Below are 16,015 nucleotides of genomic sequence, written 5' to 3'. Positions count from 1 at the left end.
CGGCCAATCAGGGCCGTGCGTCGGCGGCGGTACCGGCGTCACGGGAGCGGTGTGCCGCCGGTGGCGTTCATGATCTCGCCGGTGATGAACGAGGCGTTCGCGGAGGCGAGGAAGACATAGGCGGGCGCCATCTCGGCCGGCTGTGCGGGGCGGCCCAGCGGGCTCTGCTTTCCGAACGCGGTGGTGTCGGGCAGGGTCGCCGGGATGAGAGGCGTCCAGACCGGTCCCGGGGCCACCGCGTTGACGCGGATGCCGTCGGAGGCCAGCATCTGGGCCAGCCCCTGCGTGAACGTGACGATCGCGCCCTTCGTCATCGCGTAGTCCAGCAGATGCGGGCTCGGCTTGTACGCCTGCACCGAGGTGGTGTTGATGATCGAGCCGCCGGGCGGAATGTGCGGCAGCGCGGTCTTGCACAGCCAGAACATGCCGTAGAGGTTGGTGCGCATCACACGGTCGAACTGCTCGGTCGAGATGGCGGCGATCCCGTCGGGCTGGGACATCTGGTACGCCGCGTTGTTCACCAGGACGTCGATCCGGCCGAACTCCGACACGGCCCGCTCCACGAGCGCACGGCACTGCTTCTCGTCCCGGATGTCGCAGACGACCGGCACCGCGCCGCGGCCCGCCCGCTCCACCAGCCGGACGGTCTCCTGGGCCTCCTTCTCCTCCTCCGGGAGATGGGTCAGCACCACGTCCGCGCCTTCCCGCGCGAAGGCCAGCGCCACCGCTCGGCCGATGCCGGAATCGCCGCCGGTGATCACGGCCTTCCGGCCGTCGAGCAGGCCGGATCCGCGATAGGAGTCCTCGCCGTGGTCGGGCGGTGGATCCATCGGGCCGGTCCAGCCGGGGTGTGCCTGGTCCTGCTGCGGGAAATCGGGCCGTGGATGGAGCTGGTTCGGGTCCCGCGGCGGTTCGTCGTTCGTCATCGGCCGGTCCTTTCCTGTCCTGCTCGGCGGTGCACGCTGCTCCGGGTGCCCTTCCAGGCATGACCGAAACGCCCGCTTTCGCCGTCGGGCCGCTCCTGCCCGGGTGAGCCGTGTCTCACCGGGGCTCCACGACTTGTCTATGCAACTCGTTGCATAGAAGGATCGCGGTATGGCTCTCGACCACGCGATCCTCGTCTCCCTGCTGGAGCGGCCGGGCTCCGGCTACGAGCTGGCCCGCCGGTTCGAGCGGTCCATCGGGTACTTCTGGACCGCCACCCACCAGCAGATCTACCGCGTGCTCGGCCGCATGGTGACCGACGGGCTGCTCCTCGTCCGCGAGGTGGAGCAGCAGGGCCGGCCGGACAAGAAGGAGTACTCCGTCACCGGGTCCGGCCGCACCGCGCTCGCCGCGTGGCTGCACAAGCCGATCGAGCCCGAGAGCCTCCGGCACGACCTCGCCGTGAAGATCCGGGGCGCGGCCTTCGACGACCCGGCCGCCCTGATCCGCGAGGTCGAGCGGCACCACCAGGTGCACCGGGACCGGCTCGCGCACTACCTCGCCGGGGAACTGCGCGACTTCACCGGGCCCGACGCCCCCGCACCGCAGGACGCGGGCCAGGAGCTCCAGCACGTCGTGCTGCGCGGCGGCATCGCGTTCGAGCGGATGACGATCGCCTGGCTCGACGACGTACTCGACACCCTCAACCGGCTCGCGGCCTCCGGGCCGGGCGCCTGAGCGGCGGCCCGCCGCCACCCTCCGTAAGCACCGACCACCCTCCTCCTTCCCGTAAGGCGACCCCCATGGCTGACTCCGCGTCCTTGCTGTTCAACCCGCGCACCTACGACCCCCAGCACTTCGACCCGGAGACCCGCAGGCTGCTGCGCGCCACCGTCGACTGGTTCGAGGAGCGCGGCAAGCGCCGGCTGATCGAGGACTACCGCTCCCGCGCCTGGCTGGGCGACTTCCTCGCCTTCGCCGCGAAGGAGGACCTGTTCGCCACCTTCCTCACCCCGGCATCCGCCGCGCGCAACGAGGACCAGCGCTGGGACACCGCCCGGATCGCCGCCCTCAACGAGATCTTCGGGTTCTACGGCCTCGACTACTGGTACGCCTGGCAGGTGACCATCCTCGGCCTCGGCCCGGTCTGGCAGAGCGACAACGCCGCCGCCCGCGAGCGTGCGGCCGAACTCCTCTCGCAGGGCGAGGTGTTCGCCTTCGGCCTCTCCGAGAAGACCCACGGCGCCGACATCTACTCCACCGACATGCTGCTGACGCCGGACAGCGACGGCGGCTTCCGGGCCTCCGGCTCCAAGTACTACATCGGCAACGGCAACGCCGCCGGTCTCGTCTCCGTCTTCGGCCGGCGCACCGACATCGAGGGCCCCGACGGTTACGTCTTCTTCGCCGCCGACAGCCGCCACGAGGCGTACCACCTGGTGAAGAACGTCGTCGACTCCTCCAAGTACGTCAGCGAATTCCGCCTGGACGACTACCCGGTGGCGCCCGCCGACATCCTGCACACCGGCCGCGCCGCCTTCGACGCCGCGCTCAACACCGTCAACGTCGGCAAGTTCAACCTCTGCACCGCCTCCATCGGCATCTGCGAGCACGCGATGTACGAGGCCGTCACCCACGCGAGCAACCGCATCCTCTACGGCCGCCCGGTCACCGCCTTCCCGCACGTGCGCCGCGAGCTGACCGACGCGTACGTCCGGCTCATCGGAATGAAGCTGTTCAGCGACCGCGCCGTCGACTACTTCCGCAGCGCCGGGCCCGACGACCGCCGCTACCTGCTCTTCAACCCGATGACGAAGATGAAGGTGACCACGGAGGGCGAGAAGGTCATCGACCTCATGTGGGACGTCATCGCCGCCAAGGGCTTCGAGAAGGACAACTACTTCGCCCAGGCCGCCATCGAGATCCGGGGCCTGCCGAAGCTGGAGGGCACGGTCCACGTGAACCTCGCGCTGATCCTCAAGTTCATGCGGAACCACCTGCTCGACCCGGTCGACCACCCGGCCGTCCCCACCCGCCTCGACGCCGCCGACGACGCGTTCCTCTTCCGGCAGGGCCCGGCGCGCGGCCTCGGCTCCGTACGCTTCCACGACTGGCGCACCGCGTTCGACGCGTACACCGAGGTGCCGAACGTCGCCCGCTTCCGCGAGCAGGCCGACGCCCTGTGCGCCTTCGTCGAGACGGCCGCCCCGGACGAGGAGCAGAGCCGCGACCTCGACCTCCTCCTCGCCGTCGGCCAGCTCTTCGCCCTCGTCGTCCACGGCCAGCTGATCCTGGAGCAGGCCCGGCTGACCGGCCTGGACGAGGAGCTGCTGGACGAGCTGTTCGCCGTGCTCGTACGCGACTTCTCCGCGCACGCCGTCGAACTGCACGGCAAGGACTCCGCCACCGAGGACCAGCAGAGCTGGGCGCTCGGAGCGGTACGCCGTCCCGTCGTCGACGCGGCCCGTTCGGCACGGATCTGGGAGCGCGTCGAGGCGCTGTCGGGGGCGTACGAGATGGGGCAGTAGTCCCCTTCCGGGCGGGGCGGCACCGGGGGGCCGCTCCGTTTGCGGGGTGGTGGACATCGCGTTTGAGTGGGAGAACCCCCTCGCCGCCCCTGGAGCTGATATGTCGATGGCGTTCGGTTCACCCCTCGGTCCGTCCGATCCGTTCAGCGATCTGCTGAACCGGTTCTTCGGTATGTCGCCCGCCTCCTCGCCCCCCGCGATGCAGCGCGTGCCGATCGGCCGGCTGCTGACCGAGTCCTCCCACGAGCTGCTGGGCCGGGCCACCAGCAAAGCGGCCGAGGACGGCACCGCGGACCTCGACACCGAGCACCTGCTGTGGGCGGCGACCCAGGTCGAACCCTCGCGCGGGCTGCTGTCCCGCGCCGGGGTCGACCCCGACGCGCTCGCCGCACAGCTCGACGAGGTGCTGCCCCGGGAGTCCGCCGAGCCGTCCGCCGAGCCCGGGCTCACCCCGGCGGCCAAGCGGACCCTGACCGCCGCCTACGCCCGCTCGCAGGCGGCCGGGGTGTCCTACATCGGGCCCGAGCACATCCTCGGCGCGCTCATCGACGACGCGGACTCCGGGGCCGGGCGGTTCCTGGGGTCGGACGACCTCGACGTGGGGAAGCTGCGCGGCGCGGCCGACCGCGCGGCGGGCCAGGACGGGGCTTCCGCCGGGGCCAAGCAGCCCGCGACGACCCTGGACGAGTTCGGCCGCGATCTGACCGAGGAAGCGAAGGCCGGAAAGCTCGACCCTGTCGTCGGGCGGGCCGAGGAGATCGAGCAGACCATCGAGATCCTCTCGCGGCGCTCCAAGAACAACCCCGTCCTCATCGGCGAGCCCGGAGTCGGCAAGACCGCCATCGTGGAGGGCCTCGCCCAGAGCATCGTCGCCGGCGAGGTGCCCGACACCCTCAAGGACAAGCGGGTCGTCTCCCTGGACCTGTCCGGCATGGTCGCCGGAGCCCAGTACCGGGGCCAGTTCGAGGAACGGCTGAAGAAGGTCATCGAGGACGTGCAGAACGCCGAAGGGGAGATCATCCTCTTCATCGACGAACTCCACACGGTCGTCGGCGCGGGCGCCACCGGCGAGGGCTCGATGGACGCGGGCAACATGCTCAAGCCCGCCCTCGCCCGCGGTGAACTCCATGTGGTGGGCGCGACGACCATCGACGAGTACCGCAAGCACATCGAGAAGGACGCCGCCCTGGAACGCCGCTTCCAGCCCGTCCTGATCCCGGAGCCGACCGTCGAGGAGACCGTACTGATCCTCGAAGGGCTCCGGGACGCCTACGAGGCCCACCACCAGGTCCGCTTCGCCGACGGGGCCCTGACGGCGGCGGCCGAACTGTCCGACCGCTACATCAGCGACCGCTTCCTGCCCGACAAGGCCATCGACCTGATGGACCAGGCCGGGGCCCGCGTACGGCTGCGCAGCGCGAACCGCTCCACCGAGGTCGTCAGCCGCGAGGACCGCCTCGCCAAGCTGCGCCGCGAGAAGGACGAGGCCGTCGCCGGCGAGGAGTTCGAGAAGGCGTCCGGGCTGAAGCAGCAGATCGCCGAGGTCGAGGGCGAACTCGCCGGGATCGAGGAGCGCCGCGAGGGCGTCGTCTCGGTCACCGCCTCCGACATCGCCGACATCGTCTCCCGCCGCACCGGCATCCCCGTCTCCCAGCTCACCGCCGGCGAGAAGGAGAAACTCCTCAAGCTGGAGGAGGAGATGCACGCCAGGATCGTCGGCCAAGGCGAGGCGGTCACCGCGGTCTCCGAAGCCGTACGCCGTAACCGCGCCGGCATGGGCGACCCGAACCGGCCCGTCGGCTCGTTCCTCTTCCTCGGCCCCACCGGCGTCGGCAAGACGGAGCTCGCCAAGACGCTGGCCGAGCTGCTGTTCGGCCAGGACGACCGGATGATCCGCTTCGACATGAGCGAGTTCCAGGAGAAGCACACGGTCGCCCGGCTCGTCGGAGCGCCGCCCGGATACGTCGGTTACGACGAGGCGGGCCAGCTCACCGAGAAGGTGCGGCGCAACCCCTACAGCGTCGTCCTGTTCGACGAGGTCGAGAAGGCGCACCCCGACGTCTTCAACACGCTGCTCCAGATCCTCGACGACGGCCGCCTCACCGACGGACAGGGCCGCACCGTCGACTTCCGGCACTGCGTCGTCATCATGACGTCCAACATCGGCGCCCACCGCATCCTCGCCCACGAGGGCGACGCCGCCGAGCTCAAGGACGAGCTGATGGAGGACCTGCGCGGCCGGTTCCTGCCCGAGTTCCTCAACCGTATCGACGACATCATCGTCTTCCACAGCCTCACCGAGGACGACCTGTCCGAGATCGTCGACCACCTCCTGGACCGCAGCAAGCACCGGGTCCACGCCCAGGGCATGACCCTGGAGGTCACCGAGGCGGCGAAGAAGCTCCTGGTCGCCCATGGCTATCAGCCGGAGTTCGGCGCCCGTCCGCTGCGCCGCACGATCCAGACCGAACTGGACAACCGCGTCGCCTCCCTGCTGCTCGGCGGCGAAGCCGACCCCGGGGACACGATCGTCGCCGACGTGATCGACGACTCCCTGCACTGCACCATCCGCAAGGACGACGGCGACGGAGAGACCCCCGCCGCCGACACCCCCGAGGGCAAGGAGTGAGTGACTGATGTCCCATCACCACCACAAGTCGAACGAAGAGGTCGAGGGCGACCCCGACACCAGCCACAGCCGCGGAATGCCCCGCCGCCCGGACGAGAAACGACTCGACGAGCGCCTGGAGGAGGACCGCGAGGATGCGGGCCTTCCCGCGGACCAGGACAGGAAGTCCGACTAGAAGACGTCCGACACCGATGTGGCAGCCGCTACCGAGCGGCTGCCACATCGGTGTCTCCCGCGTTCCCCCGCGCTCTGCGGGAGAACGCGGGCCGTTGGCTGCTCAGGCGGCCGGGACCACCGTGACCTTGACGTGCTTCATGATCGGCTGGTCGCTCTGGGTGCTGTAGTCGCCCAGCGCGCACAGCACGTTCATCTCCGGCATGTAGCCGGCCGCGCAGCCGCGCGGGATGTCGTACGGGATCGCCGTGTAGCCGGTCAGGAACCGCCGGCTGCCGTCCTTCGCCGTGCTCGTGATGTCGACGGAACCCATGTCGGCGATACCGCGCTCGCGCATGTCGGCCCGGTTCATGAAGACCAGCGTGCGCAGGTTCTTGACGCCCCGGTAGCGGTCGTTGTCGGAGTAGATGGTGGTGTTCCACTGGTCGTGCGACCGCATCGTGCCGAGCGCCAGGGTGCCGGGCTCGGGCACGACGTCGGGCAGCGCGGCCGCCGAGAACTCGGCGCGCCCCGACGGGGTCAGGAAGACCAGTTCGCGGGCGGGCTGCCTGATCCGGAAGCCGAGGGGCAGCCGGACCCGGCGGTTGAAGTCCTCGAAGCCGTCCAGCGCCTTTGCCATCGTGTCCCGGATCCGGTCGTAGTCCTCGATGTACCAGTCCCAGGGCGTCTCGCTGTCCGGCAGGGCGGCGCGCGCCATCCCGGCGACGATGGCCGGCTCGGACAGCAGATGCGGGGACGCGGGGCGCTTCATCCCGACGGACAGGTGGACCATGCTCATCGAGTCCTCGACCGAGGTGCTCTGCACCCCCTTGCGCTGATGATCCTTCTCGGTGCGTCCGAGGCACGGCAGGATGAGCGCCGCGCGGCCGTGCACGACATGACTGCGGTTCAGCTTGGTGCTCACCTGGACGGTGAGGTCGCAGGAGCGCAGCGCCGCGTACGTGGCCGGGGTGTCGGGCGCGGCGAGCGCGAAGTTGCCGCCCATGCCGACGAACACCTTCACCTCGCCGTCCCGCATCGCCTGGATCGTCCGCACGGTGTCCAGGCCGTGTTCGCGGGGCGGGTCGATTCCGCAGGCCTCGGCGAGCCGGTCCAGGAACGCCTCGGTGGGGCGGTGATCGATGCCGCAGGTGCGGTTGCCCTGGACGTTGCTGTGGCCGCGCACGGGGGAGGGGCCCGCGCCCTCCCGGCCGAGATTGCCGCGCAGCAGCAGGAGGTTGACGATCTCGCGGACGGTGTCGACGCCGTGCTCGTGCTGGGTGAGGCCCAGGCACCAGCTGACGATGGAGCGGTCGGCCTCCTCGTACACCCGCGCCGCCTTGAGGATGTCGTCCCGGCTCAGCCCGGACTGGTGCTCCAGCTCCTCCCAGGGCGTGGCCTCGCACAGCGCCCGGTACTCCTCGAAGCCGGTGGTGTGACGGTCGATGAAGGTACGGTCCAGGGCCTTGGGGTCGCTCGCCGACTTCTCCAGGACCGCCTTGGCCATGCCGCGCAGCAGCGCCATGTCGCCGCCGATGCGCGGCTGGAGGTTCAGCGTGCTGGTCTCGGTTGCTTTGAGCAGCGCCATGTCCGTGAAGTCGTGCGGAACGATGGTGCGGGTGGCCGCCGCCTCGACCAGCGGGTTGACGTGCACGATCTGCGCGCCGCGACGGTCGGCATCGACGAGGGCGGTGAGCATCCGGGGCGCGTTCGACGCGGCGTTGACGCCCAGGATGAACAGGGCGTCCGCGGACTCCCAGTCCTTGAGGTCGACCGTCCCCTTTCCGGTGCCCAGAGAGGCCTGGAGGGCCCGCCCGCTGGCCTCGTGGCACATGTTGGAGCAGTCCGGCAGATTGTTCGTGCCCAGTTCGCGGGCCATCAGCTGGTAGAGGAAGGTGGCCTCGTTGCCGAGCCGCCCGGAGGTGTAGTACGCCGCCCGGTTCGGGCTGTCGAGGCCGCGCAGGGTGGCTCCGACCAGCTCGAACGCGTCCTTCCAGCTGATCGGCACGTAGTGGTCGGATGCGTCGTCGTACACCATCGGCTCGGTCAGCCGGCCCTGGTTCTCCAGGTCGTAGTCGCTCCACCCGGCCAGCTCCGTCACCGCGTGCGCGGCGAAGAAGTCGCGGTCCACGCGCTTGCGGGTCATCTCCCACGTGACGTGCTTGATGCCGTTCTCGCAGATGTCCAGGTGCAGGCCCTTGGTGTCGTCCGGCCACGCGCACCCGGGACAGTCGAAGCCGCCGTTCTCGTGGTTCATCCGCATGATGGCCCGTGGACCGTCCACCAGCGCGCGTTCCTCCACCAGGAAGCGGGTCACGCTCTTCGCCGCTCCCCAGCCGGCGGCCGGGTGGTGGTAGGGCCGGAACTCCGGATCGGCCTCGGGGGCGGGACCGACCCGGGGCTCCAGGGGCTCCTGTGCTTCGTTGTCGGTGCTCACGACACTTCCACCCTTCCCACCTGCGGGTACGACGGACCGGACGGTGCGGCGGCGCGAAACGGGTCCATCCGGGCAGGCTATGTCCGGTGCATACCGCCTGCCACTCGGCTCGGGGGCCGCTCCGGGCTGCGCACCGGACCCCTCCTCGGGCAGCACACGTGAGGCCCCCGTGAACCGTCGGATCCCGCTCCGGCGGGATCGACTTCAACACGGAGGAAGCTCAGCGCTCCGGAAGGGTCAGCACTCCGGCAGGGTCAGCCGCCGGGTGACGCGCAGCGCCGCCTCCAGCAACCGCGTCCTGACCTCGGTGGTCCGGTACATCCGGTCCGACCGGAACGAGACGCCGATCGAGCCGACCTGGTCACCGCTGTACACGGGCACCGCCACGCAGGTCGTGCCCCGGGCGTACTCGCCCCGGTCCAGCGAGAGCGGGCCCGCGGGGGCGGAGTCGAGCTCCCGCAGCAGCTCCTCCCGGTGGGTGATGGTGCGGGGGGTGAGGTCGATCAGGGAATGCCGGGAGAGGTAGTTGGCGCGCGCCTCCTCGTCCAGCTCGCGGAGCACGCTCTTGCCGAGCGCGGTGGCGTGTCCGGCCTCCTGGAAGCTCACCCAGACGTCCACCTTCGGGGCCCGCGGGCTGTCGACGATCTCCAGGACCCGGATCTCGCCCTCGTCGTACAGCGTCAGATAGGCGGCGGCGGAGAGGTTGTCGCGCAACGAGGAGAGCAGGGGGCGGATGCGCTGCAGCGCCAGGGCGTCCACGTCCGGCTGCGACCGCAGCTCCCGCTCGTGGAGGGCGAACGCGCCGCCGTCCAGCTCGTCCAGATAACCGTCCCGGGCGAGCTCGTGCAGCAGCCGCCGGGCAGTGAGGTCCGACAGCCCGGCCTCGTGGGCCAGCTGCTGCGCGGAGGCACCGTCCGGGTGCGCCCCGGCGGCCTCCAACAACCGGAGGTCCTGGAGGACGGACACCGTCGGCTCGGGGCCGGCCTGGTCACCCATGGCACCAGGATGGACCCGGCGCGGGGGCGCGGCAAGGCCGGTCCTCCGGGCGGACCGGAGGCGTCCGGCGCCACCCGGCGGACCTCGCGAACATTCATGGATTGCGCAATAGTTAAACTATTGCCATGGAATGGAACGAGGCGTCACGCTGGGAGTCCGCGGTACTCGACGGAGGCCCGGCAGACGGGCTGCGCACGAGGGTCGCCGACCGGCCGCATGTCCTGCAGGTGACCCGCCCCTGCCCGCCGGACGGCCCCGACGATCCTGGCGATCGCGATGATCGCGACGGCTCCGGCGATCCCGACGGCCCGGGCGGCCCCGGTGCGGACGTACGGGTGTCGGCGCTGTACGTCTACCGACGCGATCCCCGTACGGACCGTGCCCCGCTCCGGTACACCTTCGACGTGGCCAGTCCCTGACCCCGCCCGGACATTCGATACGCTCTCGTCTGATCTTCGGGGCGTGTGCAGGCTCCGGACTGCCGTGACCAGGGGGATGGTTCCTAATGAGCAGCGCGCCTTCGGCCGACCCGTTCCAGCCACTCAAGGCCGACGACCCCGCGGTGGTGGGGGGTTATCGGCTGGCGGCGGTGCTGGGTGCGGGTGGTATGGGCAAGGTGTATCTGTCCTACACGCCCGGTGGCCGGCCGTTGGCGCTCAAGGTGATCCGGGCCGAGTTCAGTGAGGACCCGGAGTTCCGGCGGCGCTTCCAGCAGGAGGTGCGGGCGGCGCAGCGGGTGCAGGGGCTGTACACCGCGCCGGTGATCGATTCGGATACCGAGGGTGCGCAGCCGTGGCTGGCGACGGCGTATGTGCCGGGTCCTTCGCTGGCGCACGCGGTGGCACGGCACGGCGGGCTGCCGTTGCGCAGTGTGCTGTTGCTGACGGTGGGGGTGGCGGAGGCGCTGGGGGTGATTCACGGTGCGGGGATCGTGCACCGTGATCTGAAGCCCGCGAACGTGCTGCTGGCCTCGGACGGGCCGCGGGTCATCGATTTCGGTATCGCCCGGGCCGCCGACACGACCGCCCTGACCGGTACGGGGGTGAGTGTGGGCACTCCGGCGTTCATGGCGCCGGAGCAGGCGGCCGCCGGGACGGTCACCCCGGCCACCGATGTGTTCGCCCTCGGGCAGATCGCCGCGTACGCCGCGATCGGCGCGCCCGCGTTCGGCGACGGGCCCTCGCACGCCGTCCTCTACCGGATCGTGCACGAGGACCCCGACCTCAGCCGGCTGCCCGACGCACTCCGGCCCCTGGTCACCCGCTGCCTCAGCCGCGACCCCGCCGACCGGCCCGCCCTCGCCGACATCATCCGCATCTGCCACGAGATCTCGCCCGAACCCCTGCGCCAGGGCGAGGACTGGCTCCCGCAGGCGGTCGCCGGCTCCATCACCGAACGGCACCAGCTCCCCGCGCCGGCGCCCACCCCGCCGCCGCAGCCCACCACCGCGCCCACGCCCACCCAGGCCGCCCCGCAGGCGCCGCCGACCCCGCCGCCGGGAGGCCCGCACTACACCCCGACCGGCTACGCGGTGGCCGCCGCACCCACCCAGACCGGACCCGCCGCACCCGGAGCCCCCGGGGCGCCGGGTGCTCCGGGGGCTCCGGGCACCGTGCCGCCCGGCCACTGGCAGCAGAACACCCGCCCCCAGGGCTACCCCACTCCGCCGCCGCACCAGCAGTCCGGATTCGCTCAACCCGGCTTCCAGCAGCCCGGGTTCCCGCAGTCGGGGATCCAGCAGCCCGGCTGGGGCGCGTCCGGGTTCCAGCCCGCCGCGCCGCGCCCCAAGCGGACGGGCCTGATCATCGGCGCTTCGGTCTTCGGCGCGCTGGTCGTCCTCGGCGTCATCGGCAACCTGCTGCCGGACGACGACACGTCCGGCAAGGGCGACCGGTCCACGGCGTCCTCCGACGGAGGTTCGAGTGGCGGCGGTTCCGCGGACAAGGCCGGGGACAAGCCGGCCGATCCCAAGCCGGTCTCGTACAAGGGCATAGACATGACGGCGAACTACGCCCTGAAGCTGGCCGACCATCCGCCCCGGCCGGTGGAGGACGAGGGCAGCGGCGTCAGCTACGGCAAGAGCGACTTCTACTTCTACCGGGATTCCCTCTTCGGCGACGAGCGGGTCGGCAGCGCCAACGGGAAGCTGGTGGTGCTGAAGAACTCGCAGAAGGGCTCTCTGGAGGTCTGCCGACAGGAGACCCGCTTCACCGAGAAGATCGAGCTCGAACAGCTCACGTCCGGGTCGGAGATCTGTGTCCTCAGCAAGGCCGGACACATCGCCGTGGTGACCTACCGCGGCAAGTCGGGCCCGGACGACCCGAGCCGCTACATCACCCTCGACCTGACCGTCTGGCGCAACGCCGAGGAGGCGCAGCAGAGCTGACGGCCCGCCGGCCGGCCCGACGGCCCGCCCCGGTCAGCAGGTCGCGCCGGGGCGGACGGGCTTCAGGCCGACGAGATAGGCGTCGACCTTCTCCGTGACACAGGCGTCGCCGCGCCCGTACGCGGTGTGCCCCATCCCCTCGTACGTGAGCAGCATCCCGCCGGGGAACTGCTCCGCGAGGCTCTCCGCCTCCGCGTACGGGGTGGACGGGTCGCCGGTGGTGCCCACGACCAGCACCGGCGGCACCCCGTCGGCGTCGACCCGGTGCGGCGTCCGGCCGCCGGACGGCCAGCCGCGGCAGGTGAGTTCGGCGGTCACCCCGGCGGTGCCGTAGACGCCGGCGGCCTTCTCCGCACGCGGCAGGACGTCCCAGTAGGCGTCGAGGTCGCGAGGGTGCGGGACGTCCAGGCAGTTGACGGCGGTCAGTGCGGCGCCCTCGTTGTCGACGGGGGTGACGTCCTCGTCGCCGGGGCCGCCCTCCCCGCTGTCCTCGGGAGCGGGTTCCTCCTCGGCCGGTCCCTCCTCGGCCGGCTCCTCCTCGTCCAGCGCGCCCAGCCCGGTCGCGTCACCCGCGTCCGCCGCGGCCAACGCCTGGGACAGCGGCTCCCATTGGTCCTCCGGTGTGTACATCGCCATCGACACCGCGTCCAGGACGGCCGTCGCGTCCATCCCGCCGTACTCCGCGTAGGAGCTGTCCTCGGAGACCGGCAGCGGCTCGCGTCCGGCACGGGTGTAGAGCCGTTCGATCAGCGCGCGTATCGCGTCGGGGCTGTCGGCCGGGCAGCTGTCACCCGCGACCTCCGCACAGTGGTCGGCGTAGTCGTCCACGCTCCGCCGGAATCCGGCCGACTGGCTGAGCACCCGCTGCGACCAGTCCAGCGACGGGTCGATCGCCCCGTCCAGCACCATCGCGCGGACCCGGCGCGGGAACAGCTCGGCGTACGCGGTACCCAGGCTCGTCCCGTACGACCAGCCCAGGTAGGTCAGTTCACGCTCGCCCAGGGCGGCGCGGAGCACATCCAGGTCACGGGCCGCGTCCTGGGTTCCGACGTGCCGCAGGAGGCCGCCGCTGTGCTGCGCGCAGTCCTTGGCGGCGGCTCGTGCCCCCGCGTCGGCGGCGGTGCGTTCCTCGTCCGTACGGGGGTGGAGCGGCACGACGCCTTCCGACGCGGCCGGCTCCGTCGCGTTCTCCTCGGCTTCGGGCTCCTCGGCTCCGTCCTCCTCGTCATCGGCCGCCGTGCAGGTCAGGGCCGGGACGCTCGCCCCGACCCCGCGCGGGTCGAAGGCGACGATGTCGAAGCGGTCGCGGGCCGCCCGGCCGAACGACTCGTCCATGCCCTCTTCGAGCGACGCGACCCCGGCCGCCCCCGGACCACCCGGGTTGAAGACGAGTGAGCCGATGCGCCGTTCCGGCTTCCCGGCCGCCGCGCGTGCCACCGGAAGGACGAAGGTCCTGCCGTTGCCCGGGTCGTCGTAATCCCGGGGAACGGTCAGTCGCGCGCACACGTACCCCTCCGTCTCGCAGTCCGTCCACCGAAGCCGCTGGCCGTAGAACGGCTTGAGGTCCGGCCGGGACGCGGGGTCGGCCGAGGCCGGGGCGGTGGCGGCCCGCCCCGGTCCGTCGGCCGGACCTGCCGTGCAGGAGGTGAGCGCGACCGCGCAGGCGAGTGCCAGTGCGGTGACGAGGGCGGGACGGCGGACGGGGTGGTTCAACGGACTGCTCCCGGGGATCGGACCGTGCGGTTCCCGGCAGCATCCCTGGTCGATGCTGAGGATTTGCTGAGTCGCCCCGGCGGCAGCCCCGCGGCCCGGTGTCAGCCGTCCGCGGCCGGCCGGTCGCCGCTCGGCAGCCGCAGCACGAACCGGGCCCCGCCGCACCGCCCGGGTCCGGCCGTGAGGCTGCCGCCGTGGGCGTGCGCGACCCAGGAGGCGATGGAAAGGCCGAGCCCCGTCGACCGCGAGCCGCTCCGGAACCGGTCGAACAGCGCCCCCGCCACCTCGGGCGGCAGCCCCGGCCCGGCGTCCTCCACCGTCACGGTGGCCGAGGTCCCCTCGACGGCGACCGTGACCGCCACCTCGGCCGGGGTCCCGGGGGCGTGGCCGTGGACGAGCGCGTTGCCGACGAGATTGGCCACGGCACGCCGTACGAGGTCGGGGTCGGCGACCACGACGGCCTCCTGGGTCCGGACCGTCACCCGGTGGCCGTCCGCCGGCGCGTCCTCCACCACCGCCTCCACCAGCTGGTCCAGCCGCAGCGGCTCCGCCGCGAGCACGGCCGTCCCGGACATCAGCCGGGCCCGGGTGAGCAGCCCGTCGACCAGCGCGCCCATCCCCTCGGCCAGCCGCAGTGTGCGCCGGTGCACGTCGGTGCTGTCGGTGTCCCCGCGCAGCGCGGTCTCGGCGAGGGTCCGCAGCGAGGCCGCGGGCGTCCGCAGGTCGTGGGCGGCGTCCGCGAGGAACGACTCCTGCCGGTCCAGTGCCTCCAGGGCGGGCCGGACCGCCCGGCCCGACAGCAGATGCCCGACCAGGGCCGACAGACACACCAGGAGAGCGCAGCCGCCGGTCACCCGCCCGGCGAGCCGCCGGTGGTCCGCCTGCTGCGCGGCCGTGTCCGCGACGGTGACCAGGGCTCCCTGCGGGCGGGCGTCCTCCTCGGCCTCGGGCGGATAGAACGGCAGGGCCAGCAGCCGTACCGGTTCACCCGTCGTCGTGACGCCGTCGAGGGACCGTTCCTCGTCGGCGTTCACGGCCGACGCGGCGGCCCGGCGTACGGCAGGACCGTCGACGGTGAGACAGGGCGTGCGGGGCGCGTGCTCGACGACCAGGTCCGCCGGGGCGATCCGGTGTCCGGCCCGCGCGGCGTCCGGCGCCGGGTCCGGCGGGACGGACAGCAGATGCAGGGGCGGGCAGGCGGTCCCGGCCGTGTCGAGCAGCACGTCGGCGTCCAGCCGCCCGTCCTCGTCCGTCTCCAGCAGGCCGAGCGCCCAGTTGGTGTCCGCGCTCATCGTCCGGTCCAGCTGATCGCGCCAGCGCCCGTCGTCGCCGCGTACCGCCCAGACGGCCATCGCCACCAGCCCCACCGCGCTGGTCAGGGCGAACAACAGGGTGATACGGCGGCGGAGCCGGCGCACCCGGGCGGTCGGGGTGAGCGGGCGGGAGCGCCGGAGCCGGCCGCGTACGGCTCCGGTCACGAGGCCGGGCCCTCCGCGTCCTCCGCCACGGCCAGCCGGTAGCCGGTGCCGCGCACGGTGTGGAGCAGCGCAGGAGCGCCGAGCTTGCGGCGCAGCTGCGAGATCAGCACCTCCAGCACATTGGACCGGTGCTCGGCCATCTCGTCCCAGCAGCGCTCGGCCAGCTCCGCCCGGCCGACCGCCTGGTCGGCCCGTTCGGCCAGCACCTCCAGCACCGCGAACTCCCGGCTGGTCAGCGTCAGCAGCACCCCGCCCCGCCGCACCCGCCGCCGTGCCGTGTCGATCTCCAGATCGCCGACCCGCAGCACCGGCGGGGTGACGGCGGGGGCGCGGCGGCACAGGCTGCGCACCCGCGCGACCAGCTCCGGGACGGCGAACGGCTTGACCAGATAGTCGTCGCCGCCCCGGGCGAAGCCCTCCACCCGGTCGGCGACGGTGTCCCGGGCCGTCAGGAACAACACCGGCACCGCCCGACCGGAGCGCCGCAGCTCCTCCACGTACTCCGCGGCGTCCCCGCCGGGCAGCATCCGGTCGAACACGACGCAGTCGTACGCGGTGACGAACAGCGCCTCGTCGGCCTGCGGCAGGTCGACCGCCTCGTCGACCGCGAGCCCGGCGGCGCGCAGGGCGGCGGCCACGCCGAAGCGCAGGTTGGCGTCGTCCTCGACCAGCAGCACTCTCACGCCGTCACCCTAGCCGGGCCGGGCAGCGGCGGTTACGCAGGTCAGGACCGGACCGTACGCAGGTCAGCGGCCCGACCGGTAGGCAGGT

The 16,015-nt window shown here is 72.0% G+C and carries 12 protein-coding genes; 6 read left to right on the top strand and 6 right to left on the bottom strand.

Going from position 1 to position 16,015, the window contains the following annotated elements:
* Nucleotides 1-38: 38 nt before the first annotated feature.
* Entirely contained in the window at nt 39-926 is an 888-nt protein-coding gene (locus KV381_RS02760; protein ID WP_030629225.1) for a glucose 1-dehydrogenase, read from the bottom strand.
* A gap of 169 nt (nt 927-1,095) precedes the next feature.
* On the opposite strand from KV381_RS02760, the gene KV381_RS02755 reads away from it, so the two are divergent.
* The 4 genes from KV381_RS02755 (at nt 1,096) to KV381_RS02740 (ending at nt 6,256) form a co-directional block, all read left to right on the top strand.
* Entirely contained in the window at nt 1,096-1,662 is a 567-nt protein-coding gene (locus KV381_RS02755; RefSeq protein ID WP_030083050.1) for a PadR family transcriptional regulator, read from the top strand.
* Between the two features lie 65 nt (nt 1,663-1,727).
* Nucleotides 1,728-3,452 carry an acyl-CoA dehydrogenase family protein gene (locus tag KV381_RS02750; RefSeq protein ID WP_030083052.1) on the top strand — a complete coding sequence of 575 codons (1,725 nt, stop codon included), beginning with the start codon at nt 1,728-1,730 and terminating at the stop codon, nt 3,450-3,452.
* Nucleotides 3,453-3,552: 100 nt separating this feature from the next.
* A complete protein-coding gene (locus KV381_RS02745; RefSeq protein WP_030083054.1) occupies nt 3,553-6,081 on the top strand; it encodes an ATP-dependent Clp protease ATP-binding subunit in 2,529 nt (842 codons plus the stop codon).
* Nucleotides 6,082-6,088: 7 nt separating this feature from the next.
* Nucleotides 6,089-6,256 carry a hypothetical protein gene (locus KV381_RS02740; RefSeq protein ID WP_167396298.1) on the top strand — a complete coding sequence of 56 codons (168 nt, stop codon included), beginning with the start codon at nt 6,089-6,091 and terminating at the stop codon, nt 6,254-6,256.
* 102 nt (nt 6,257-6,358) lie between these two features.
* On the opposite strand, the gene KV381_RS02735 is transcribed toward KV381_RS02740, so the two are convergent.
* On the bottom strand, nt 6,359-8,671 hold the full coding sequence (locus KV381_RS02735; RefSeq protein WP_030629218.1) for an FdhF/YdeP family oxidoreductase: 2,313 nt from the start codon (nt 8,669-8,671) through the stop codon (nt 6,359-6,361).
* Between the two features lie 237 nt (nt 8,672-8,908).
* On the bottom strand, nt 8,909-9,667 hold the full coding sequence (locus KV381_RS02730) for an IclR family transcriptional regulator (protein WP_030629216.1): 759 nt from the start codon (nt 9,665-9,667) through the stop codon (nt 8,909-8,911).
* A 125-nt stretch (nt 9,668-9,792) separates the two neighbouring features.
* Here KV381_RS02730 and KV381_RS02725 point away from each other — a divergent pair, with 125 nt between their 5' ends.
* Complete coding sequence (locus KV381_RS02725) at nt 9,793-10,086, top strand: hypothetical protein (protein ID WP_030083060.1); 294 nt, start codon at nt 9,793-9,795, stop codon at nt 10,084-10,086.
* A gap of 86 nt (nt 10,087-10,172) precedes the next feature.
* A complete protein-coding gene (locus KV381_RS02720) occupies nt 10,173-12,053 on the top strand; it encodes a serine/threonine-protein kinase (RefSeq protein WP_030083062.1) in 1,881 nt (626 codons plus the stop codon).
* Nucleotides 12,054-12,086: 33 nt separating this feature from the next.
* On the opposite strand, the gene KV381_RS02715 is transcribed toward KV381_RS02720, so the two are convergent.
* The 3 genes from KV381_RS02715 to KV381_RS02705 form a co-directional block, all read right to left on the bottom strand.
* Complete coding sequence (locus KV381_RS02715) at nt 12,087-13,766, bottom strand: alpha/beta hydrolase (RefSeq protein ID WP_218784379.1); 1,680 nt, start codon at nt 13,764-13,766, stop codon at nt 12,087-12,089.
* A gap of 101 nt (nt 13,767-13,867) precedes the next feature.
* Complete coding sequence (locus KV381_RS02710) at nt 13,868-15,244, bottom strand: sensor histidine kinase KdpD (protein WP_193463621.1); 1,377 nt, start codon at nt 15,242-15,244, stop codon at nt 13,868-13,870.
* Nucleotides 15,241-15,921 carry a response regulator transcription factor gene (locus tag KV381_RS02705; RefSeq protein WP_193463676.1) on the bottom strand — a complete coding sequence of 227 codons (681 nt, stop codon included), beginning with the start codon at nt 15,919-15,921 and terminating at the stop codon, nt 15,241-15,243. Before KV381_RS02705 ends, KV381_RS02710 begins: the two co-directional genes overlap by 4 nt.
* Nucleotides 15,922-16,015: the final 94 nt, after the last annotated feature.

Source organism: Streptomyces sp. WY228 (assembly GCF_019287315.1).
Classification (GTDB): Bacteria; Actinomycetota; Actinomycetes; order Streptomycetales; family Streptomycetaceae; genus Streptomyces; species Streptomyces caviscabies.
This window is presented reverse-complemented; position numbering and strand designations above follow the sequence as displayed.

Excerpts from the sequence above, each read along its gene's own strand:
- KV381_RS02725 (WP_030083060.1), top strand. The coding sequence starts at position 9,793 with ATGGAATGGAACGAGGCGTCACGCTGGGAGTCCGCGGTACTCGACGGA.
- KV381_RS02750 (WP_030083052.1), top strand. The coding sequence starts at position 1,728 with ATGGCTGACTCCGCGTCCTTGCTGTTCAACCCGCGCACCTACGACCCC.
- KV381_RS02740 (WP_167396298.1), top strand. The coding sequence starts at position 6,089 with ATGTCCCATCACCACCACAAGTCGAACGAAGAGGTCGAGGGCGACCCC.
- KV381_RS02720 (WP_030083062.1), top strand. The coding sequence starts at position 10,173 with ATGAGCAGCGCGCCTTCGGCCGACCCGTTCCAGCCACTCAAGGCCGAC.
- KV381_RS02730 (WP_030629216.1), bottom strand. The coding sequence starts at position 9,667 with ATGGGTGACCAGGCCGGCCCCGAGCCGACGGTGTCCGTCCTCCAGGAC.
- KV381_RS02760 (WP_030629225.1), bottom strand. The coding sequence starts at position 926 with ATGACGAACGACGAACCGCCGCGGGACCCGAACCAGCTCCATCCACGG.
- KV381_RS02745 (WP_030083054.1), top strand. The coding sequence starts at position 3,553 with ATGTCGATGGCGTTCGGTTCACCCCTCGGTCCGTCCGATCCGTTCAGC.
- KV381_RS02755 (WP_030083050.1), top strand. The coding sequence starts at position 1,096 with ATGGCTCTCGACCACGCGATCCTCGTCTCCCTGCTGGAGCGGCCGGGC.